Annotated in this window: 15 protein-coding genes, 4 tRNA genes and 3 rRNA genes; 10 read left to right on the top strand and 12 right to left on the bottom strand. The window is 29.3% G+C overall.

What is annotated here, in order from left to right; translation table 11 throughout:
* The first annotated feature begins 26 nt into the window (after positions 1-26).
* Positions 27-1,889, top strand: a complete 1,863-nt coding sequence (gene glmS / locus H0H78_RS01680; RefSeq protein WP_185850774.1) for a glutamine--fructose-6-phosphate transaminase (isomerizing) — start codon at positions 27-29, stop codon at positions 1,887-1,889.
* Positions 1,890-1,892: 3 nt separating this feature from the next.
* Here the strand turns inward: glmS and H0H78_RS01675 are convergent, their stop codons facing one another.
* From H0H78_RS01675 to H0H78_RS01655, 5 genes are all read right to left on the bottom strand, one after another.
* Entirely contained in the window at positions 1,893-2,633 is a 741-nt protein-coding gene (locus tag H0H78_RS01675) for a uroporphyrinogen-III synthase (protein WP_185850773.1), read from the bottom strand.
* A gap of 98 nt (positions 2,634-2,731) precedes the next feature.
* A tRNA-Cys gene (locus tag H0H78_RS01670) sits at positions 2,732-2,802 on the bottom strand.
* A complete protein-coding gene (gene folB / locus H0H78_RS01665; RefSeq protein WP_185850772.1) occupies positions 2,802-3,155 on the bottom strand; it encodes a dihydroneopterin aldolase in 354 nt (117 codons plus the stop codon). The genes H0H78_RS01670 and folB overlap by 1 nt, the downstream gene beginning before the upstream one ends.
* A gap of 4 nt (positions 3,156-3,159) precedes the next feature.
* Complete coding sequence (locus H0H78_RS01660) at positions 3,160-3,774, bottom strand: superoxide dismutase (protein WP_185850771.1); 615 nt, start codon at positions 3,772-3,774, stop codon at positions 3,160-3,162.
* A gap of 86 nt (positions 3,775-3,860) precedes the next feature.
* Positions 3,861-5,117, bottom strand: a complete 1,257-nt coding sequence (locus H0H78_RS01655; protein WP_317167988.1) for a phosphoglycerate kinase — start codon at positions 5,115-5,117, stop codon at positions 3,861-3,863.
* A 68-nt stretch (positions 5,118-5,185) separates the two neighbouring features.
* Here H0H78_RS01655 and H0H78_RS01650 point away from each other — a divergent pair, with 68 nt between their 5' ends.
* Both H0H78_RS01650 and H0H78_RS01645 read left to right on the top strand, forming a co-directional pair.
* Entirely contained in the window at positions 5,186-5,626 is a 441-nt protein-coding gene (locus tag H0H78_RS01650; protein WP_185850770.1) for an RpiB/LacA/LacB family sugar-phosphate isomerase, read from the top strand.
* Positions 5,627-5,629: 3 nt separating this feature from the next.
* Positions 5,630-5,703 (top strand) — tRNA-Asn (locus H0H78_RS01645).
* A 23-nt stretch (positions 5,704-5,726) separates the two neighbouring features.
* Here the strand turns inward: H0H78_RS01645 and gmk are convergent.
* Positions 5,727-6,296 (bottom strand): guanylate kinase, encoded by a 570-nt coding sequence (gmk, locus tag H0H78_RS01640; protein ID WP_185850769.1) that lies wholly within the window; start codon positions 6,294-6,296, stop codon positions 5,727-5,729.
* Positions 6,297-6,444: 148 nt separating this feature from the next.
* Here gmk and H0H78_RS01635 point away from each other — a divergent pair, with 148 nt between their 5' ends.
* Positions 6,445-7,437, top strand: coding sequence for an aspartate-semialdehyde dehydrogenase (locus H0H78_RS01635; protein WP_185850768.1), 993 nt, complete (start codon positions 6,445-6,447; stop codon positions 7,435-7,437).
* On the opposite strand, the gene rsmI is transcribed toward H0H78_RS01635, so the two are convergent.
* On the bottom strand, positions 7,434-8,102 hold the full coding sequence (gene rsmI, locus H0H78_RS01630) for a 16S rRNA (cytidine(1402)-2'-O)-methyltransferase (RefSeq protein ID WP_185850767.1): 669 nt from the start codon (positions 8,100-8,102) through the stop codon (positions 7,434-7,436). The genes H0H78_RS01635 and rsmI overlap by 4 nt on opposite strands.
* 130 nt (positions 8,103-8,232) lie before the next feature.
* On the opposite strand from rsmI, the gene H0H78_RS01625 reads away from it, so the two are divergent.
* Positions 8,233-8,676 (top strand): hypothetical protein, encoded by a 444-nt coding sequence (locus H0H78_RS01625; protein WP_238783738.1) that lies wholly within the window; start codon positions 8,233-8,235, stop codon positions 8,674-8,676.
* Positions 8,677-8,690: 14 nt separating this feature from the next.
* On the opposite strand, the gene topA is transcribed toward H0H78_RS01625, so the two are convergent.
* From topA to queA, 3 genes are all read right to left on the bottom strand, one after another.
* Entirely contained in the window at positions 8,691-10,790 is a 2,100-nt protein-coding gene (gene topA, locus H0H78_RS01620; RefSeq protein WP_185850766.1) for a type I DNA topoisomerase, read from the bottom strand.
* 9 nt (positions 10,791-10,799) lie between these two features.
* On the bottom strand, positions 10,800-11,771 hold the full coding sequence (locus H0H78_RS01615) for a polyprenyl synthetase family protein (protein ID WP_185850765.1): 972 nt from the start codon (positions 11,769-11,771) through the stop codon (positions 10,800-10,802).
* 62 nt (positions 11,772-11,833) lie between these two features.
* Positions 11,834-12,877 (bottom strand): tRNA preQ1(34) S-adenosylmethionine ribosyltransferase-isomerase QueA, encoded by a 1,044-nt coding sequence (gene queA / locus H0H78_RS01610; protein WP_185850764.1) that lies wholly within the window; start codon positions 12,875-12,877, stop codon positions 11,834-11,836.
* Between the two features lie 247 nt (positions 12,878-13,124).
* Here queA and H0H78_RS01605 point away from each other — a divergent pair.
* The 5 genes from H0H78_RS01605 to rrf all read left to right on the top strand — a co-directional run bounded on the left by H0H78_RS01605 (position 13,125) and on the right by rrf (position 18,140).
* Positions 13,125-14,668 (top strand): 16S ribosomal RNA (locus H0H78_RS01605).
* Between the two features lie 110 nt (positions 14,669-14,778).
* Positions 14,779-14,852: transfer RNA gene (locus tag H0H78_RS01600), tRNA-Ile, on the top strand.
* 68 nt (positions 14,853-14,920) lie between these two features.
* A tRNA-Ala gene (locus H0H78_RS01595) sits at positions 14,921-14,994 on the top strand.
* Positions 14,995-15,049: 55 nt separating this feature from the next.
* Positions 15,050-17,950 (top strand): 23S ribosomal RNA (locus H0H78_RS01590).
* Positions 17,951-18,030: 80 nt separating this feature from the next.
* Positions 18,031-18,140 (top strand): 5S ribosomal RNA (rrf, locus tag H0H78_RS01585).
* The 16S, 23S and 5S rRNA genes sit together here with 2 tRNA genes alongside, the layout of an rRNA operon.
* Positions 18,141-18,157: 17 nt before the next feature.
* On the opposite strand, the gene H0H78_RS01580 is transcribed toward rrf, so the two are convergent.
* Both H0H78_RS01580 and rpsA read right to left on the bottom strand, forming a co-directional pair.
* Positions 18,158-19,876 carry a ribonucleoside-diphosphate reductase subunit alpha gene (locus H0H78_RS01580; protein ID WP_185850763.1) on the bottom strand — a complete coding sequence of 573 codons (1,719 nt, stop codon included), beginning with the start codon at positions 19,874-19,876 and terminating at the stop codon, positions 18,158-18,160.
* A 9-nt stretch (positions 19,877-19,885) separates the two neighbouring features.
* A complete protein-coding gene (gene rpsA / locus H0H78_RS01575; protein WP_185850762.1) occupies positions 19,886-21,706 on the bottom strand; it encodes a 30S ribosomal protein S1 in 1,821 nt (606 codons plus the stop codon).
* Between the last annotated feature and the right edge of the window lie 178 nt (positions 21,707-21,884).

Genomic DNA, 21,884 nt, shown 5'->3' with positions numbered 1-21,884 from the left:
AATTCTAATTATTTATTAAAATTATAATGTGTGGTATAATAGGTTATTTAGGATATAGAGAAGCTTATCCCATTCTTCTTAATGGATTAAAAAAATTAGAATACCGTGGATATGATAGTTCTGGAATTGCTGTTTTTAGAAAACGAAAATATAATTTATATAAAACTAAAGGAAAAGTTAATGAATTAGAAAAAAAGATTTCTTTTTACAAAATAAAGATGAAAGGAAATACAGGAATAGGGCATACAAGATGGGCTACTCATGGAATTCCAGATAATATTAATGCACATCCTCATGTATCTAATTCTAATGAACTTTTTTTAATTCATAATGGAATAATAGAAAATTATCACGCTATTAAAATTATTTTATCCAAAAACGGTTTTATATTCAAAAGTAAAACAGATACAGAAGTTTTAGTTAATTTAATTGAATTTGTACAAAAAAAAAACAAATTATCCTTGGAGGAAGCCGTTCGTATTTCTTTAAATGAAATAGTAGGTGCATATTCTATAGCAATAGTAGATAAATCAAATCCAGAAATAATTGTAATAGCTAAATTAGGAAGTCCTCTTGCTTTAGGTATCAATGAAAGAGAGTTTTTTATTTCTTCTGATCCCGTTTCATTTGTTAATTATACTAAAAATGTTCTTTATTTAAGAGATGGAGAGATGGCTATTCTTAGAAAAGATAAGGATTTAGATCTACGAAAAATTAGAGATAATCATAAACTTAATCCAATTATTAAAGAACTCCAAATAAATCTTAAAGAAATAGAAAAAGGAAATTACAAATATTTTATGTTAAAGGAAATATATGAACAACCTAAAAGTATTAGAGATACTTTACGTGGTAGATTATTAATTCCAAATAAGAATATAGATGGGTTAATTTGTATTGATGGAATTGAATCTAATAAAGATATTTTTATTAATGCTAAAAGTATAACTATAGTAGCTTGTGGAACTTCATGGCATGCTAGTTTAATAGGAGAATATTTATTGGAAGAATTAGCTCGTATTCCAGTAGAAGTTGAATATGCTTCTGAATTTAGATATAGAAAACCTATTTTGGGTAAAAAAGATATAGTTATTGTTATTTCACAATCTGGAGAGACAGCAGATACAATAGAAGCCTTAAAATTAGCAAAAAAAAGAGGAGCTTTTGTTTTTGGAATTTGCAACGTTGTTAGTTCATATATAGCAAGAAATGTTGATGCCGGGGCTTATACTCATGCAGGACCTGAAATAGGAGTAGCTTCTACAAAATCTTTTACAGCACAGATTACTGTATTAACTCTTCTTTCTCTAATTATAGGAAAATACAGATCAACGATAACAAATAATCGTTATCAATATTTATGCAAAGAACTTAAATCTATACCAGAAAAAGTTAGTCAAACATTAAAAATAGATGATACTATAAAAAATATATCTCAATTATATTGTCATGTAAATAATTTTCTTTATTTAGGAAGAGGTATAAATTTTCCAGTAGCATTAGAAGGGGCATTAAAATTGAAAGAAATCTCTTATATACATGCCGAAGGTTATCCCGCTGCAGAAATGAAACATGGTCCTATCGCTTTAATAGATGAAAAAATACCTGTTGTTTTTTTATCTACAAAAACTGGACAATATAAAAAAATTATAGGAAATATTGAGGAAATTAAAGCTAGAAAAGGAAAAATTATTGCTATAGTGAACGAAGATGATATTCAAATAAGCATGTTAGCTGATCACATTATAAAAGTACCAAAAATATCTGAAGAATTAAATCCATTGATAACGGTAATTCCTCTACAATTATTGGCTTATCAAATTGCATTTCTTAGAGGAGAAAATGTTGATCAACCTAGAAATTTAGCAAAGTCAGTAACAGTAGAATGAATATTATTGATATTTTTTTTGTATGTAATTTTCTAAAGCTTTTGCCATTGAAGGATATTTCGGAGTAGGAACTTTAATTTCTATTTTTAATCCTGCTTTATAAGCAGCATCTAAAGTATTTTTTCCAAAAGTTGCAATTTTTATATTTTTTTGATTAAAATTAGGAAAATTTTCGAATAAAGATTTTATGCAAGCTGGACTAAAAAAAACCAATATATCATGATGTATATGTTTTAAATCAGATAAGTCACTAGATGTTGTTTTATATAAAATAGCTCTTTTCCATAAAATATTAAGCCTATTTAAAATTTTTGGGATTTCTGGTTTTAATATATTAGAAGATGGTAATAGATATTTTTCTTTGTAATGTTTTTTTATAAAAGGGACAATATCTTGGAAATTTTTTTTACCAATGTAAATTTTTCTCTTCCTATATACTATATATTTTTGTAAATAATGAGCTACTACTTCTGTTAAACAGATATATTTCATGGTTATAGGAATTTTAAATCGCATAGATTCCGCTAATCTAAAATAATAATCGACAGATTTTTTACTAATGAAAAGAACAACACTAAAATCAGAAAAATTTATTTTTTGTTTTCTTACTTCTACTGGAGAAGCTTCTTTTACTTCTATAAAAGATATAAAATCTATTTGTACATTTTTCTTTTTACCAAGTTCTATGTATGGAGAATAAGAATTTTTAAAAGGTTGCGAAATTAATATATGATTGATCTTCATGAATATAAAATATATAAATTTGCAAAATTACAAAAAATTTTATTTATATTTTTTCATATTGTAAGGATCAAAAATTATAATTGATATAATAAAAAAAAAGGCACAGAGCGGAATCGAACCGCTATAAAAGGTTTTGCAGACCTCTGCCTTTCCAATCGGCCACAGTGCCTATTCTTCTAAAATAATACAAACTCTATCTACCATATTTTTTAATGGAGGATTTTCTTTGCAAATTTTTATCTTTGTTGATTTGATTGAATCCTTTTTATGTTCTTTTATTTTTTTTACAATTCTTTTTGCTAAATGTTCTATCAATTTAGATCTTATAGACATTTCTTTTTTTACTATACGATATAAATCTACATAATTTACAGTTTGTGATAAATCATCACTAATAGATGCTTTATTTAAATCTAATTCAATTTCTAAATTAATAGTATAATGAGATCCTATCAAAGATTCTTCAGGCATACATCCATGAAATCCAAATAATCTTAAATTTTCTATAAGAATTTTTCCCATTCCATTATTGAATAGCTTCTTTATAATTTTTTTCTACTTGTTTCCAATTGATAATTTTCCAAAAAGAAGAAATATAGTCTAAACGACGATTTTGATATTTAAGATAATAAGCATGCTCCCATACGTCTAAACCTAATATAGGTTTTCCTTCACAACCTATGCCTAACATTAAAGGATTATCCTGATTTTGAGTAGAACAAATAGTTAATTCGTTTTTATTTTTAACGCATAACCAAGCCCATCCTGAACCAAATCGATTCATTGCTTCAGAAGAAAATTTATTCTTAAAAGATTCAAATGAATCAAAATATATTTTTATTATATCGTTTAAATATTGGCTTGGAGAAAGGTATTCTGAATAAGGAACTAATATTTTCCAGTACAAATTGTGATTATAATATCCTCCACTGTTATTCCTTACTGCAAGTTTTTCAATATTAGCTCTTCTTAATATTTCCTCTATAGAAAGATTTAATAAATCAGAACCACAAATGGATTTATTTAAATTATCTGTATATGTTGCATGATGTTTTGTATAATGAACCTCCATTGTTTTTTCATCTATAAATGGTTCAAAGTCTTTATATGAATAAGATAATTTTGGAAGTTTAAATGACATAAGTATTAATATTTATTAATTATAAATTTGTATTAAATTAAAAATAAATAAAGATACTATAATATATTTATTTTGGTAAATAATTTTCATTCCAAAGAAATAGACTTGATTCCAGGAATAATTTTATTTTTTAAAAATTCTAACATGGCTCCTCCTCCAGTAGATAGATAACTAATATCAGTTTTTCTTTTTTTTATGTTTTTTAATGAAGCAATAGTATCTCCACCTCCAATTAAAGAAAAAGAACCTTCTTTAGTTGTTTCTATTATTGTTTTTGCTATAGATTTAGTTCCCAAAGAAAAATCTTTTTTTTCAAATACACCTAATGGTCCATTCCATAAAATTGTCTTCGATTTTTTTATTTTTTTACAAAAAGTTTTTATGGTTGATGGACCTATATCTAATCCTACCCATCCGAAAGGAATAGAATGAATAGGTACAATTTTGATATTTTTAGGAGAAGAATTGGAATGATGATTGTGATTCATAGTTGTTATTATCACGTCCTCAGGAAAAAAAATTTTTGTTCTTTTTTCTTTAAATTTTAAATAATTTAAAATATTAGTTATTGTTTTTTCAACATATTTACACTCATTTTTTATAAGAGAGTCTCCAACTTCTCCTCCTTTAGCTTTAATAAAAGGATAAGCCATTCCTCCTCCTATTAATATGTTATCTACTTTATTTATAAGATTTTCAATAATAGCTATTTTAGAAGAGATTTTTGCTCCTCCTAATAAAATAGTAATTGGTTTTTCTCCTTTTCCTAAAATTTTTTTTAATGAATGAATTTCTTTTTTCATGAGAAACCCGATACATTTTTTTTTATTAAAAAATTTTGGAGTTGTGTGTACTGAAGCATGTAAACGATGAGAAACAGCAAAAGCATCGTTAACATAAATATCTCCAAGTTTAGATAAATTAAAAGAAAAATTTTTATCATCATTTTCTTCTTCTTTGTAAAAACGAATATTCTCTAATAAGAGAATTTCTCTATTTTTCAATAGTGAGATTTCATTTTCTACAGTTTTTCCTATGCAATTTTCTGAAAATTTTACAGATACTTTTAGTTTTTTGGATAAAAATGGAACAAGAAATCTTGTTGAAAGATTTTCAGAACGTATTCCTTTTGGTCTTCCTATATGAGTAATAATTATTATTTTTCCGTTATCTGAAATAATTTTATTAATTGTAGGTAAACTCAATAAAATACGAGTATCATCCATGATTTCACATTTCATTTTTTCATTAATCTTTATAGGAACATTAAAATCAACTCTAACTAAAGCTATTTTATTTTTAAAATCAAAATCGTTTATTGTTTTTATATTAGCTATCATCATATATATTTTTTACTACATTATATAGTTCTGAAAAATACAATTTTTTAATGTATTTTTAGGATAAAATTTTGAAAATAGCAATAGGGTCTGATCATACTGGTGTATATCATAAAAATTTAATAATAGAGTATTTAAATAATAAAGGATATAACATGATAGATTTTGGTTCTTATAGTAGTGAAAGAAAAGTAGATTATCCTGATTTTATTCATCCAACAGTTAATTCGGTAGAAAATGAAGAATCTCTATATGGAATTATTATTTGTGGTAGTGGAAATGGAGCAGCAATGACGGCTAACAAACATCCAAATATTAGAGCTGCTTTAGTATGGAAAAAAGAAATTGCTTCTTTAGCTAGGAAACATAATGATGCAAATATTTTAAGTCTTCCAGCTCGTTTTTTAAATAAAGAAAGAGATGTTTTAGAAATAGTAGATATTTTTTTAAATACCGATTTTCAAGGAGGTAGACATAAAAAAAGAATAGAAAAAATTTCAATTTACAAATAAATATCCTCAGTAGCTCAGTAGGTTAGAGCATCTGACTGTTAATCAGGGGGTCGCTGGTTCGAATCCAGCCTGAGGAGCTTTTTATTCATTTATCATTGAATTAATTGAGATAATTTGAAACTAATTTTTGTATTATTTTTTTTGTTTTATTTAAATTTATATTTAACAAAATTTTATCAAAAAAATTAGCATATTTCCATTCTTTTTCTGCTTTTTTTAAACGAATTATTAATTTTGATAAATTTTCATTATTTCTTTTTACCAGTCTTTTTTTTAATAAAATAGTGGAATTTACCATGATAAATATGGATAAGGAATTATTTGGATATTTTTTTTTTAAATGAAGGGCTCCTTTAACATCTACATCAAATAAAACATGTTTTTTTTTGTTCCATATTTTGGATATTTCACTTTTTAAAGTTCCATAAAACAATTTTGGATATACTTCTTCCCATTCCGCAAATTGATCCTTTTTTATTTTGGATAAAAATTTATTATTAGAAATAAAAAAATAATCTTTTCCTTGTTTTTCTTTTTCTAATCTTATAGGACGAGTTGTGCATGATATAGAAAATTCTAATTCTGGTATAATTGACAATAAATATTGTGATATTGTTGTTTTTCCAGATCCTGAAGGTCCTGATAAAATAATCATTTTTCCTTTTTTCATGATTAAATTATATTATTATGATAAATATGGAATCAATAAGATTCAAAGATTGTGTGAGTATTTATGAGTATTAATTTAATATATTAATATTTCTTAATTTTGTTTCTCCATAGAATAGAAATGGAAAGATAAATAGATAAAATTAATTATGAAATTTGGAATAGTTGGAGCGACGGGAATGGTTGGTAGGGAAATAATTGATATTTTAGAAAATAAGGATCTTCCGATAAAAAAATTGTATTTTTCAGCCTCTAAAAATTCTGTTGGAAAAGAAATTTTTTTTCGAAAAAGAAAATATCAGATAATTAGTATTCAAGATCTTTTTTTAAAAAGACCTAATCTTGTTTTATTTTCAGCCGGTTCTCTTATTTCTAAAAAATGGGCTCCTTTATTTGCTAAAAAAGGATCAATTGTTATTGATAATTCTTCTGCATGGAGAATGGATCCTGATAAAAAATTAATAGTACCAGAAATAAATAGTTCTTCTATAGAAAAAAAAGATAAAATTATAGCTAATCCAAATTGTTCTACAATACAATTAGTTATGATTTTATATCCTTTACATATGGAATATCATATAAGTAGAGTCGTTATTTCCACATATCAATCTGTTACTGGTACAGGAAAAAAAGCAGTAGATCAATTAAATAAAGAAAAGGATAAACTTTTTTTTTCAAAAAAAGTTTATCCTCATCCTATTTATGGAAATGTATTACCACAATGTGACTCTTTTCTAGATAATAATTATACAATAGAGGAAATAAAATTAATAGAAGAGACAAAGAAAATAATAAATGATAAAAATATCTCTATAACAGCTACAGCAGTACGTGTCCCAGTTATAGGAGGACATTCTGAATGTGTTAATATTACATTTAAAAAAAAACCTGATATTAATCATATTTATAAGATTCTTTCAAAAAAAAGAGGAATAATTATTTTAGATTTTCCAAAAGAAAATATTTATCCAACACCTATTTTTTCACATAAAAAAGATGATGTATTTGTAGGACGTATACGTGAAGATTTTTCTTGTATAAATTCATTAAATCTTTGGATTGTCGCAGATAATTTACGTAAAGGTTCAGCAACTAATGCAGTACAAATATCTGAATACTTAATAGATAAAAATTATATTTAATTTTTTTTATCTATGATTAAAACATATTCTCCTAATATTTTTTTATTTTTTATTTGATAAAAATGAATTATTTCTTCTATATTACCTCTTAGTATTTCTTGAAATAATTTGGAAATTTCTTTACATACAACAATATTTCTTTTACATCCAAAAAATTTTTTTAAATCATTTAATGTACGTAATAATCTATGAGGGGATTCATATAAAACTAGAGTTCTTTTTTCTTTTGATAAATTTTTTAGTTTTTTTTCTCTTTTTTTTTTGGATAAAAATCCAATAAATGTAAATTCATTAATAGAAAAACCAGATATTACTATAGCCGGAATAATAGCAGTTGCTCCTGGTAAACATTCTATAGTAATAGATTTTTTTATGCAAGATTTAATAAGAAGATATCCTGGATCTGAAATACTTGGAGTTCCAGCATTGGTAATTAATGCTAATTTTTCTCCTTTTTTTATTTTTTCTAAAAAAAATGGAATTATTTTTTTCTCATTAGATATATGGTAAGTTTTTGTGGGGGTTTTTATTTTGTAAAAATTTAATAATTTTTTTGAATAATTCTTATTTTCTGCTAGAATAAGATCTACTTCATTTAATATTCGTAAACTTCTGAAAGTTAAATCTTCCATATTTCCTATAGGGGTTGGAACTATATATAACATATATTTTATTTTTTAGGAAAAAACCATAACTTTTATAAAATCTTTTAAAAATCGTTTTTTTTGTAGAATTTACTTAATGTATTAAATCCTAATTAATATTAATTTGATTAATTATTTATTAAAAATTAATATGAATGAAACGAAAAAAGAAATGAAAGGAAAGAAATACATATTTAGAAGTTCTTTATTTTCTGGAGAAATAGTGTTTAAATATGATCTGAATGGGGCTTTGAGGGAAATAATATTTCCAGAAAAACTCTCTTTTTCTCATTATATATGGATAGGAAGATTTCTTCCTTATAATGAGTCTATTATAAGTAAAATGAAAAGTACTAGAGCTTCTTTTTCTATAGAAGAAATTCCTATTGATTTATCTTTTAATCGTTTTTGGATAGATTACCAATACAAAGTAGGTAAAAAAAAAATGGCAGAAAGCATATGGAATAGAATGTCTTTATCTGATAGAATAAAAGCTTTATCATACATTCCTAAATATTTAGATCATATTAAAAGGACAGGACATGACCAAGCATATCCTACTACTTATTTAAATCAAAGATATTTCGATAGTTAAATTAATTATAAGAATTAATTGATATTTTTTTCTATCATATTTATAGCGTCTTTTAAATCAAAAGAATGAAAAAAAATATCTTCTTTTACTTTAAAAAAATTTTTACCATATTCGAAATAAATATTGTTCTTATTCATTTTTAAGAAAATTTCATTTTCTTTAAAGACCCCCATAGATTTAGGTAATTCAAGTAATTTTAATGCTTCTTCAAAAGTTATAGTATCTATTTTTTTACTACTTAACAATGGAGAAAATTTTGGTTTTTTTTTATCTTTAAATTCTCCCATCTGTAAAATGGGACCAAATCTTGCTATTTTTGCAAATATTTTTCTATTAGATATTGGATCTATTCCTAAAAATCGTTCTTTATGTATTTTTTTTACGTTTTTTTTTACGTATTCTATTTTCTCATGAAATTTTTCATAAAAATTCTTAATCACTTCTTGGAAAGAAAGTTCTCCCTTAGCTATATTATCAAAATCTTTTTCTAAATTTGCAGTAAAATCAAAATTTAAAATTTCTTGGAAGTTTTCTTTCAAAAAATCAGTAGTAATAAAACCCATTTCAGTCGGAATAAATTTATCTTTTTCTTTTTCATAAATTTTTTCTTTTTTTTCAATAATAATATTATTTTCGTTTAGAATAAAAATTTCATTTTTTTTGGAAACCTCTATTATTTTTTTCTTATTTATATAATTTCTTTTTTGAATTGTTGATATTATAGGTACATAAGTAGATGGTCTCCCTATTCCTAATCTTTCCAAATTTTTTACCAAAGATGCTTCATTATATCTAGATATATGTTTTGTGTATATTTTTTTTGCTATAATTTCTTTTTTCTGAAGAAAAGTTCCTTTTTTAATTTTTGGAATATTATCTTTTTGAAAATTTTGATTTTTTATTTTCATAAAACCATCAAAAATTACGGTTTTATTTATATAGATAAAAGAATGGTTTTCTAAATCTTTTAGATTGGAAGACTGAATATAAAAATTTTTTATTTCTAAATTTGAATCGGTCATTTGTCCTATAACTGACCTTTCCCATATCATTTTGTAAAGACGTTTTTGATTTAAATCTTCAAAATCATTCAATAATTCTTTTATATTAGTAGGATGGATTGCTTCGTGAGCTTCTTGAGTAAATTTTTTTTCAGATGAAAAAGTTTTTGGAGATAAATATTCTTTTCCATAAGAAAATAAAATATGATTTTTTACTTCCGATAAAAAAGACTGAGATAAATGAAGACTATCTGTTCTCATATATGTAATATATCCTTTTTCATATAATTTTTGTGCTAAAAACATAGTCTTAGATATGGAATAATTCAATACTTTAGAAGCTTCTTGTTGTAAAGATGAAGTAGTAAAAGGAGGTGGAGGTGTTTTTTTTTCTCTTTTAACAACAATATTTTTTACAAAAAAATCAGAATTAATACATGATAATAAAATTTTTTCCATTTCTTTTTTACTATCTATTTTTTTTTCTAGTTTAGCGACAAAAACTTCTTTATTTTCATTTGAAAAAAATCCAGATATCTGAAATTTGGAAATTGGCTTAAATTTTTGTATTTCTTTTTCACGTTCTACTATAAGTCTAACTGCAACGGATTGAACCCTTCCTGCAGATAATCCAGTGTTAACTTTTTTCCATAATATAGGAGATAATAGAAAACCTACTAATCTGTCTAAAATTCTTCTAGTTTGTTGAGCATAAACAAGGTTATAATTTATTGATCTTGGATGTTTTATAGAATGAAGAATAGCATCTTTTGTAATCTCATGGAAAACTATTCTTCTAAATTTATTAGAAGGTATTTTTAGAGATTTATAAATCTGATAGGCAATAGCTTCACCCTCTCTATCTTCATCTGAAGCTAACCATATTGTATTAAACTTTTTAACTAATTCTTTTAATCTCTGGATTATTTTTCTTTTTTTTGGAAGAATGACATAATTTGGTTTAAAATTTTTATGAATATCAATTCCTATTTTTTTTTCCGGAAGATCTATAAGATGTCCGTAACTTGGAACAACATAAAAATCTTTATTAAGAAATGTTTGAATAGTATTAGCTTTAGTAGGGGATTCAACAATCACTAAATTATTTTTCATTGTTAATTATTATATATTTCTTTCTATAACAAAATAAACCATTTTTTTTAACGATTCTTTTTCTAAACTTTCTGGATATTTATTTAATATTTTCAAAGCACTATCACGTATTTGTATCATTTTTTTTGTTGCATATTTTATTCCTCCATATTTTTTAACATAATAAATTATGTGATTTCTTTTTTCATTATTATAATATTTTATGGAATTTAAGATTGATTCTTGATCATTTTTTGAAGCATTTCGAATAGCATATATAAGAGGTAGTGTAATTTTCTTCTCTTTTAAATCAGTACCAATAGGTTTTCCTGAATTATTTAATTCATCATAATCAAATAAATCGTCTCGAATTTGAAATGCTAAACCAATTAATTCTCCAAATTTTTTCATTTGAAATATTGTTTTTGTCTCAGCATTAACTGATAAGGCTCCTCCTTCACAAGAAGCAGAAATTAGACCAGCAGTTTTGTAAAAAATAATTTGTTTATATATTTTCTCTGTAATGTCTAATTTTTCCGATTTATCCATTTGTAATAATTCTCCTTCACTCATATTTTTGATGGTTTTACATATAATTTTTAGTAAATCATAATAATTATTATCTGTGGCTAATAAAAGGCTTTTAGAAAGTAAAAAATCGCCTATTAAAACGGCTTTTTTATTCTTCCAAATAGCATTGATTGAAAGAGAACCTCGACGTAATGAACTATTATCTATGACATCATCATGAACAAGAGTAGCAGTATGAATTAGTTCTATTATATATGCGGTATGATATGTTTTTTTTTGTATGCATCCAAGCATTTTTGCTATTAAAAAAACAAACATGGGACGTATTTCTTTTCCTTTTCTATGAATAATATAATTTGTTATTTTATTTACAAGGGGGATTTTACTCTCTAAAAGAATTGAAAATTCTTTTTCAAAGAGAATCATTTCCTTTTTGATAGTTTTTTTGATAGAATTTAGGATAGATTTCATAGAAATTTATTATAAATGTGAAGATAAAAAAATAAAAAGTTTATCTAACATTATTCATTTTTTTATAAAATAAGCATGGAATCTCCATAAGAGTGAAATCTATATTTTTCCTCTATAGCTATCTTGTATGCTTTCATTATTAGATCATATCCGGAAAATGCTGCTATCATCATTAATAAGGTAGATTTAGGCATATGAAAATTTGTAATCATAGTATTTGCTATACTAAAATTATAAGGAGGAAAAATAAATTTATTTGTCCATCCTGAAAATGGATTAAGGTTTTTATTAGAAGAAACTGAACTTTCTATAGCACGCATAGATGATGTCCCTACAGCACATATACGTTTTTTTTGTTGAATTGTATTATTAATAATAGAGCAAACATCTTTTTTTATAAAACATTTTTCAGAATCCATTTTATGTTTTGATATATCTTCTACTTCTACGGGAAAGAAACTACTCAATCCTAAATGTAATGTAATTTCTACTAAATTTATTCCTTTAATTTCTAATTTTTTTAATAAATGTTTTGAAAAATGTAGCCCTGCTGTAGGAGCAGCTACTGATCCTTCTATTTTTGCATAAATAGTTTGATAACGTATTTCGTCAATTTTTTCTGGTAGTCTTTTAATATATTTTGGGAGAGGAGTTTTTCCTAATTCCTTTATTTTTTTTATAAGTTTTTCGTGTGTTCCATTAAAATGAATTTGAAGAATTCTTCCTCTTGAAGTGGTATTGTCTATAACTTCTCCTGTTAATCCAGAACCAAAATTTAATTTATTTCCTACTCTTACTTTTCTTGCTGGATCAACAAGAACATCCCAAATTCTATCTGATGAATCTAATTCTCTGAGTAAAAAAACTTCTATTTTTGCTTCTGTTTTTTCTTTATTTCCAAATAATCTTGCCGGAAAAACTTTTGTATTATTTAAAATAAGAGTGTCTCCTTCTTCGAAATAAAAATGTAAATCTTTAAAATATTTATGTTCAATTTTATTGTTGTGCCTATGAATAATCATTAATCTGGATTCGTCTCTTTCTTTTGTTGGATATTTTGCTAGTAAATCTAAAGGATAGTCAAATTCAAAATTTGAGGTTCTCATGAAAAAAAAATTAAAAAATTATAAAAAAATTAATTCTTTAAAATTAGTTTATTTTTTTTTAGGAAAAAAAATATATACATTTGTTTGTTTTTTATTTATATACCTAATTTTTGATTTATTATATTATTAGGTATTAAAAATATATAGTTCTTTGTCTTTATTATGAAATTTAAAAGAAAAGCTTCTAATTCCTGGTTCTTAACGGGTTTTTATAATTGCGTATTTGACATTTTTATATAATTAATACACAACGGAGAGTTTGATCCTGGCTCAGGATGAACGCTAGCGGCGGGCTTAACACATGCAAGTCGAGGGGCAACATGGAAATTATTATTCTATAATAGTTTTTGATGGCGACCGGCGAACGGGTGCGTAACACGTACGTAACTTACCTTTTGCAAGAAAATAGCCTAAGGAAACTTAGATTAATGTTCTATAGTATAATTAAGTTGCATGACTATATTATTAAAGCAGAAATGCGGCAAAAGATAGGCGTGCGTCCGATTAGTTAGTTGGTAGGGTAAAAGCCTACAAAGACAATGATCGGTAGGGGGCCTGAGAGGGTGATCCCCCACACTGGTACTGAGATACGGACCAGACTCCTACGGGAGGCAGCAGTGAGGAATATTGGTCAATGGAGGAAACTCTGAACCAGCCACGCCGCGTGCAGGAGGAAGGCCTTACGGGTTGTAAACTGCTTTTGTATTGGAAATAAAGATTTTTACGAGATAAAAATTATGAAGGTACCATACGAATAAGTGTCGGCAAACTCCGTGCCAGCAGCCGCGGTAATACGGAGGACACAAGCGTTATCCGGATTTATTGGGTTTAAAGGGTGCGTAGGCGGTTTATTAAGTCAGTAGTGAAATGTTGCAGCTTAACTGTTAAAATTGCTATTGATACTGATCAACTTGAGTGAGATTGGAGTAGCTGGAATGTGTAGTGTAGCGGTGAAATGCATAGATATTACACAGAACACCGATCGCGAAAGCAGGTTACTAAGTCTATACTGACGCTGAGGCACGAAAGCGTGGGGAGCAAACAGGATTAGATACCCTGGTAGTCCACGCCGTAAACGATGATCACTAGTTGTTGGATTTTCATTCAGCGGCTAAGCGAAAGTGATAAGTGATCCACCTGGGGAGTACGGCCGCAAGGCTGAAACTCAAAGGAATTGACGGGGGCCCGCACAAGCGGTGGAGCATGTGGTTTAATTCGATGATACGCGAGGAACCTTACCAAGGTTTAAATGTACTACGAATAAGCTAGAAATAGTTTAGTCTTCGGACGGAGTACAAGATGCTGCATGGTTGTCGTCAGCTCGTGCCGTGAGGTGTTGGGTTAAGTCCCTCAACGAGCGCAACCCTTATTGTTAGTTGCCAGCGAGTAAAGTCGGGGACTCTAACAAGACTGCCGACGTAAGTCGTGAGGAAGGTGGGGATGACGTCAAATCATCACGGCTCTCATACCTTGGGCTACACACGTGCTACAATGGTCGGTACAAAGGGTTTTGCTACTGAGCAATCAAAAGCTAATCTCTAAAAGCCGATCTCAGTTCGGATTGGAGTCTGCAACTCGACTCCATGAAGTTGGAATCGCTAGTAATCGCATATCAGCCATGATGCGGTGAATATGTTCCCGGGCCTTGTACACACCGCCCGTCAAGCCATGGAAGTCGGGGGGACCTGAAATCGGTGACCGTAAAAGGAACTGCTTAAGGTAAAATCGATAACTGGGGCTAAGTCGTAACAAGGTAGCCGTACCGGAAGGTGCGGCTGGAATATCTCTTTTTTCGGAGTTTTTTACAAAAAAAATCTGAAGTATCAGGGTTAGAAGTTTTCTTTTTATTAAAATAAAATATCTATCTAATTAATTATAGATCATGTTTCATTTACATGTTCAGTCTCGTAGCTCAGTTGGTTAGAGCGCTACACTGATAATGTAGAGGTCCGCGGTTCAATTCCGCGCGAGACTATATAATTAATTAAGAAGATATAATAATACTTAAATAGTATATATAAAACAATTTGAGAAAAAGAAGGGGGGGGATTAGCTCAGTTGGATAGAGCGCCTGCTTTGCAAGCAGGAGGTCATCGGTTCGACTCCGATATTCTCCATTTTTATTTAAAGATCTTTGACATAACATAACATACTAAAATAAATTTTTAGGGAAAAAAGCTAAATAAGGGCGTATGGTGGATGCCTAGGCTCTGAGAGGCGAAGAAGGACGTGATAAGCTGCGATAAGCTGCGGGGATTGGCACATACAAATTGATCCGCAGATTTCCGAATGGGGAAACCTATCATAAATAATATTATGATATTACTTTTTGATAAAGTAAAGTAAACCTAGAGAACTGAAACATCTAAGTATCTAGAGGAAAAGAAAACAAAAGTGATTCCGTTAGTAGTGGCGAGCGAAAATGGAACAGCCTAAACTTTTATAGTTCCTTGAGACTGTAAAGGGGTTGTAGGTCTACAATAATAAAGTCTTTTTTTTATAGTAGAATGGTTTGGAAAAACCAATCATAGAAGGTGATAATCCTGTATACAAAATAGAAAGTTGACCTAATGTAGTAACCTGATTAGGACGGGACACGGGAAATCTTGTCTGAATCTGCCGGGACCATCCGGTAAGGCTAAATACTACTCAGAGACCGATAGTGAACTAGTACCGTGAGGGAAAGGTGAAAAGTACTTCGAATAGAAGGGTGAAATAGATCCTGAAACCATACGCCTACAAGCTGTCGGAGCCTCTTCGTGAGGTGACGACGTGCCTTTTGCATAATGAACCTACGAGTTAATTTTTCCGGCAAGGTTAAATAGTTCAGCTATGGAGCCATAGCGAAAGCGAGTCTGAATAGGGCATTAAGTCGGAAGAATTAGACGCGAAACCGAGTGATCTATCCATGAGCAGGTTGAAACTGTGGTAACACATAGTGGAGGACCGAACCGGTTGACGTTGAAAAGTCTTCGGATGACTTGTGGATAGGGGTGAAAGGCCAATCAAACTCGGAGATAGCTCGTACTCCCCGAAATGCATTTAGGTGCAGCATCGTGTAAAGTATAACAGAGGTAGAGCTACTGATTGGATAAAGGGGTTTCATCACCTACTAAATCCTGACAAACTCCGAATTCTGTTATTATGTTTCACGGTAGTGAGGGCATGGGTGCTAAGGTCCATGTCCGAGAGGGGAACAACCCAGACCATCAGTTAAGGCCCCTAAGTATATATTAAGTTGAACAAACGAAGTTTAATCACTTAGACAGCTAGGATGTTAGCTTGGAAGCAGCTATTCATTTAAAGAGTGCGTAACAGCTCACTAGTCGAGTGATTAAGCGTGGATAATAATCGGGCATAAATATATCGCCGAAACTATGGGATTAAAAAAATCGGTAGGGGAGCATTGTAATAACGCAGAAGTTATATTGTGAAATATAGTGGAGTAATTACAAAAGAAAATGTAGGTATAAGTAACGATAATGCGGGAGAGAAACCCGCACACCGAAAAACTAAGGGTTCCTCAGCTATGTTAATCAACTGAGGGTTAGTCGGAACCTAAGATATAATCGATGGATGTAGTCGATGGATAACCGGTTAATATTCCGGTACTTTCTTTTATTGCGATAGGGGGGACGAAGGAATGAAACTGTCGCGTACGGACGGAAGTGTACGTTAAAATAGCTAGGTATAAAATATATAGGAAAATCCGTATATTTTGCTGATCTATGATAGTACCGCAAACCTTCGGGCGAGTGGATAGTACAGGTAAGAACTTCCAAGAAAAGCCTCTAAGCTTCAGATAAAAGAGATCCGTACCAAAACCGACACAGGTAGTTAAGGAGAGAATCCTAAGGTGCTCGAGTGATTCACGGCTAAGGAACTAGGCAAAAATGACCTGTAACTTCGGGATAAAGGTTGCCTTCCTTATAAGAAGGTCGCAGTGAAAATATCCAGGCGACTGTTTATCAAAAACACAGGACTCTGCTAAATTGAAAAATGACGTATAGGGTCTGACACCTGCCCAGTACTGGAAGGTTAAAGAAAGAGGTTAGCTATTTATAGCAAAGCTTTTGACTGAAGCCCCAGTAAACGGCGGCCGTAACTATAACGGTCCTAAGGTAGCGAAATTCCTTGTCGGGTAAGTTCCGACCTGCACGAATGGTGTAACGATCTGGAAACTGTCTCGGCCGTGAGCTCGGTGAAATTGTAATATCGGTGAAGATGCCGATTACTCGCAATGGGACGAAAAGACCCTGTGAACCTTTACTATAGCTTCGTATTGATTTTGATTAGAAAATGTGTAGGATAGGTGGGAGATGAAGAAGTATTGTCGCTAGGCGGTATGGAATCAACCTTGAAATACCACCCTTTTTCTATTTGAAATCTAACTCTATATATATAATATAGAGGACATTGCGTGGTGGGTAGTTTGACTGGGGTGGTCGCCTCCAAAAAAGTAACGGAGGCTTCCAAAGGTACCCTCAACACGTTTGGTAATCGTGTGTAGAGTGTAATGGCATAAGGGTGCTTGACTGTGAGACTGACAAGTCGATCAGGTACGAAAGTAGGGCATAGTGATCCGGTGGTTCCGAATGGAAGGGCCATCGCTCAAAGGATAAAAGGTACTCCGGGGATAACAGGCTAGTCTCCCCCAAGAGCTCATATCGACGGGGAGGTTCGGCACCTCGATGTCGGCTCGTCACATCCTGGGGCTGGAGAAGGTCCCAAGGGTTGGGCTGTTCGCCCATTAAAGTGGCACGCGAGCTGGGTTCAGAACGTCGTGAGACAGTTCGGTCTCTATCTATTGTGAGCGTTAGAAGCTTGAGTGGAGCTGATTCTAGTACGAGAGGACCGAATCGGACGAACCTCTGGTGTATCAGTTGTATCGCCAGGTGCAACGCTGAGTAGCTAAGTTCGGAAGAGATAAGCACTGAAAGCATATAAGTGCGAAGCTCCCCACAAGATTAGGCTTCTTTTAAGGGTCGTTGAAGATTACAACGTAGATAGGCTACAAGTGTAAAGATAGTAATATCAAAGCTGAGTAGTACTAATTACCCGTAAGCTTTTTCCTTATTTTTATATATATGTATGTTATGTTTTTTAATTAATTTGATTATCGATTACATCGATATAAGATAATAATTTTTATGAAGGGTGGTTATAGCAATGTGGATCACCTCTTACCATTCCGAACAGAGAAGTTAAACACATTAGCGCTGATGGTACTGGAATAATCTGGGAGAGTAAGTCGCTGCCCTTTTTTTTTTTTTTTAAAATTTAAAATAAACATTCGGAGTATAAATCTCTTTTTCTTGTATTATCTGCTCGTAATATACTCTCACTTCTATAATAATACAAACTTTTTAATCCTATTTTCCAAGCTTCTAAATGTACTTTATTTATAAATTTAGCGGGAGCATTTTGATGAAAAGAAAGATTAATGCTTTGACCTTGATCAAGGTATCTCTGTCGTATACTAGCTTGTTTAATTAATTCTAATTGATCTATTTCTTTAAAACATCGGAAAACGTTTCTTTCGTTATCGCTAAGACCTTTTATGAGGCTAAGACAAGATCCTTTTTCATTAGCTATTTGTTCCCATACTTCTGGTAGGTTATAACCGTTTTTTATCAAAACTTTTTCCAAAAATGGATTTTTCCTAATATGCATGCCTTTTGCATCGTCATCTACATAAATATTAGCAGCTATTGGTTCTATTCCTTGAGATAAACCTCCTGCTAATTTAGCAGAACTTCTATTTGGAGCTATAGCCATCAAAGTTAAATTTCTTCTTCCTGTTCCTTTATTCCATTCAGATTCTCCATATTCTTTAGCTAAATATTGAGTAGCTTTTTTAGATTCAAACTGAATTTTTTTAAATATATTATGAGTTAATGTTTCAGATTTTTTAGAAATAAAAGGAATTAATCTAGACTGTAAATAAGAATGCCAGCCTAAAGCTCCTAAACCTAAAGCTCTGCTTTTTTTCGCAAAATTTACAGCATCTTCTATTCCCTTTATATTTTTACCTTTGTCAATAAATTCTTGCAAAACAGCATCAAGAAATAAGACAGAATAAAAAACGGTTTTAGTATTTTTCCATTCAAAATACTTATACAAATTTAAAGAAGACAGACAACAGACCAAAGTATGATTTTCATCTGTAGGTAACATAATTTCTGAACAAAGATTACTATGATGTATTTTCAATCCGTTTTTTGTCCAATTTTCTGGAAGATTTCTATTTGCGTTATCTCGAAAAAATAAGTATGGTTCTCCTGTTTTAACACGTTCCTTTAGCGTATTGATCCATAGACATCTTTCTTTTCCATTTTTTATTAAGACTTTTTCCATAAAAGAATTAGAAAGGATAACCCCCTGATGTATATTATGACATTGTCTATTAATATCACCTTTTGGTTCTCTTATTCTTAAAAAATCCGGATATTCTTTGTGTTTTATGTTTAAATAAATAGCAACAGCCCCTCTTCTTGTTCTTCCTTGTTTACTTGCAATGATAGTACTGTCATAAGATTTAATAAAAGGTATAATTCCATCAGAGGTACCTAAAATTCCTTTTTTTATAGGACTTTCGATAGGACGAATAAGACTAAAATCATAAGACGTTCCTCCTCCATGTTTGCTTAAAATAGACATCTCTAAATTTTTTCTGTATATTTCATACATGCTATCTCCAATTCTTCCAGAAAAACAGCTTATCGGTAAACCTTTCTCCGTTCCAAGATTAACCATAACAGGAGTAGAAGGAATGAGCCATCCATTCCATAATATTTCAAAAAATTTTTTTTCTATTTTTGGTTTTTTAAGTATCCTAGAAGCATTATTAGATAATCTCTTGTATGCTTCAATAGGTTTTTCACCATCCAATAAATAACCACCTTTAATTGTAGTTAAATACAATTCATTATTAGCCCAAACAGGTATATCTTTTCCTACTTTCCATCCTTCTTTTTCTGCGATAGGGTGTGTCTCCATCTCTTTTTTTTATTTTTTTTCCTTTTCTATTTTTTCCTTTAGTCTCGCTAACCCAGCAATATCTCCAAAAGTTGATTTTTCAAATTTTTTATTACGAAATTCTTTTTTCTGAGAATCTTTATAAATGGAAGTATGAGAAACAATAATTTTTTTATTTTCTTTGTTAAATTCAATAATCTTAAAATTACTTTTTTCTCCTTTTTTCAGGATACTACCATCTTTTTTTTCCAAAAATCGCAATGGAGCAAAAGCTTCTATTTCCTCATCAATCATTGAATTAATAAATTTAATGGTTGCTCCTTTTTCAAAAAAATTAATAATTTTTCCATCATGGATGCTTCCTGTTTGATAAATTTTGTCATATTTATCCCATGGATTATTTGTTAATTGTTTATGACCTAAGATTAATCTTCTAGTTTGAGTATCTATAGATAATATGATTACTTCTAGTTTATCATTTAAGTTACAAAAACCTGAAGGTTGTTTAATTCTTTTAGTCCATGAAAGATCATTTGTATAAATAAAGCCAGATATTCCTTTCTCTAATTCTAAAAGAACTCCAAAATTCGTAAACTTTCGAACAACACCTTTATGCTTTGATCCTATTGGATATTTGTTCTGAATATCCAACCATGGATCGTTAGTTAATTGTCTAACACTTAAAGACATCTTTCTTTCTTCACGATCTATTGTTAATATAAGGGCCTCTAATACTTCTCCTACATGTACAAAATCTTGTGCAGAAGATAGATCCGAAGACCAAGACATTTCACTTATATGAAGCAAAGCTTCTACTCCTGGTATTATTTCAATAAATGCTCCGTAATCGGCTAAAACACTAACTTTTCCTTTAATTTTACTTCCTACTTTTAAATTCTCATCTAAAGAATTCCAAGGATGAGGTTGCAATTGTTTTAATCCTAATTGAACTCTGTTTTTTTCTTTATCTACACCTAAAACGACGAACTTCAATTCTTGTTCTAATTGAACAACTTCTGTTGGATGACTGATATGAGGCCAGCTCATATCTGTAATATGTAATAAAGCATCTACTCCTCCTAAGTCAACAAAAGCTCCATAAGGAAGAATATTTTTAATTTTTCCTTCTAAAACTTGACCTTTATCTAGTTTAGATATCATTTCTTTTTTTTGCTCCTCTATATCTCTTTCTATCAACACTTTATGTGAAACTACTACATTATTAGTTTTTTGATTGATTTTAACAATTTTAACTTCCATAGTTTTTCCAACATAAGTATCATAATCTCTAACAGGTTTTACATTAATATGGGATCCAGGCAAAAAGCATTCGATTTCAAAAATCTCTACAATTAAACCCCCTTTTGTTCTTGCTGCAACATATCCTAGAATAACTTCACCTTTTTCATAAGATTCATTAATTTTTTGCCAATTTTTTAGTATTTTTGCTTTTTGATATGAAAAAATACATTCTCCTCTGTAATCCATCTTTACTATCATTACATCAATTTTATCTCCTATTTTAAAGGATGTTTCTTCTTTAAATTCACTAAGAGGAATAGCCCCTTCTGCTTTAAAACCAATATCTACGATAATATTTTTATTTGTAATAAGAGTTATTGTTCCCTGATATATTTCTAATTCATGTATTTTAGGAAATTTTTCTGTGTAAATTTTTTCTAGTTTTTTTCTATCTTCTTGAAGGTCATGATTGAAATCCTTTTCATATTCCGTCCAATCGAAACTTTTTATTTTTGAATGATCATCATTTAATATTGTAAGACGATCTTTGTTTTTACCTTCATTTTTTATTTCTTCTTTTTCTTTTGTTTCTTCTGTTAGATTAGACATAATATTTATTTAAAATTTGTTGATTAAGATTAAGATCCTTTATTTGGAAAAGATGAATAGGAAAATATAGGATTTAACAAATCTTAATAATCCTCTTAAATACAAAACTAATAATTTTTCATCATATAAATTTTTTCTTAAGATTGAGTTAAAAAATTAAGTTTATAAAAAATAAAAG

It is taken from the genome of Blattabacterium cuenoti, assembly GCF_014251235.1.
GTDB lineage: Bacteria > Bacteroidota > Bacteroidia > Flavobacteriales > Blattabacteriaceae > Blattabacterium > Blattabacterium cuenoti_AF.
The sequence above is the reverse complement of the archived record's forward strand: the minus strand, read 5'-3'. Positions and strand labels throughout refer to the sequence as shown.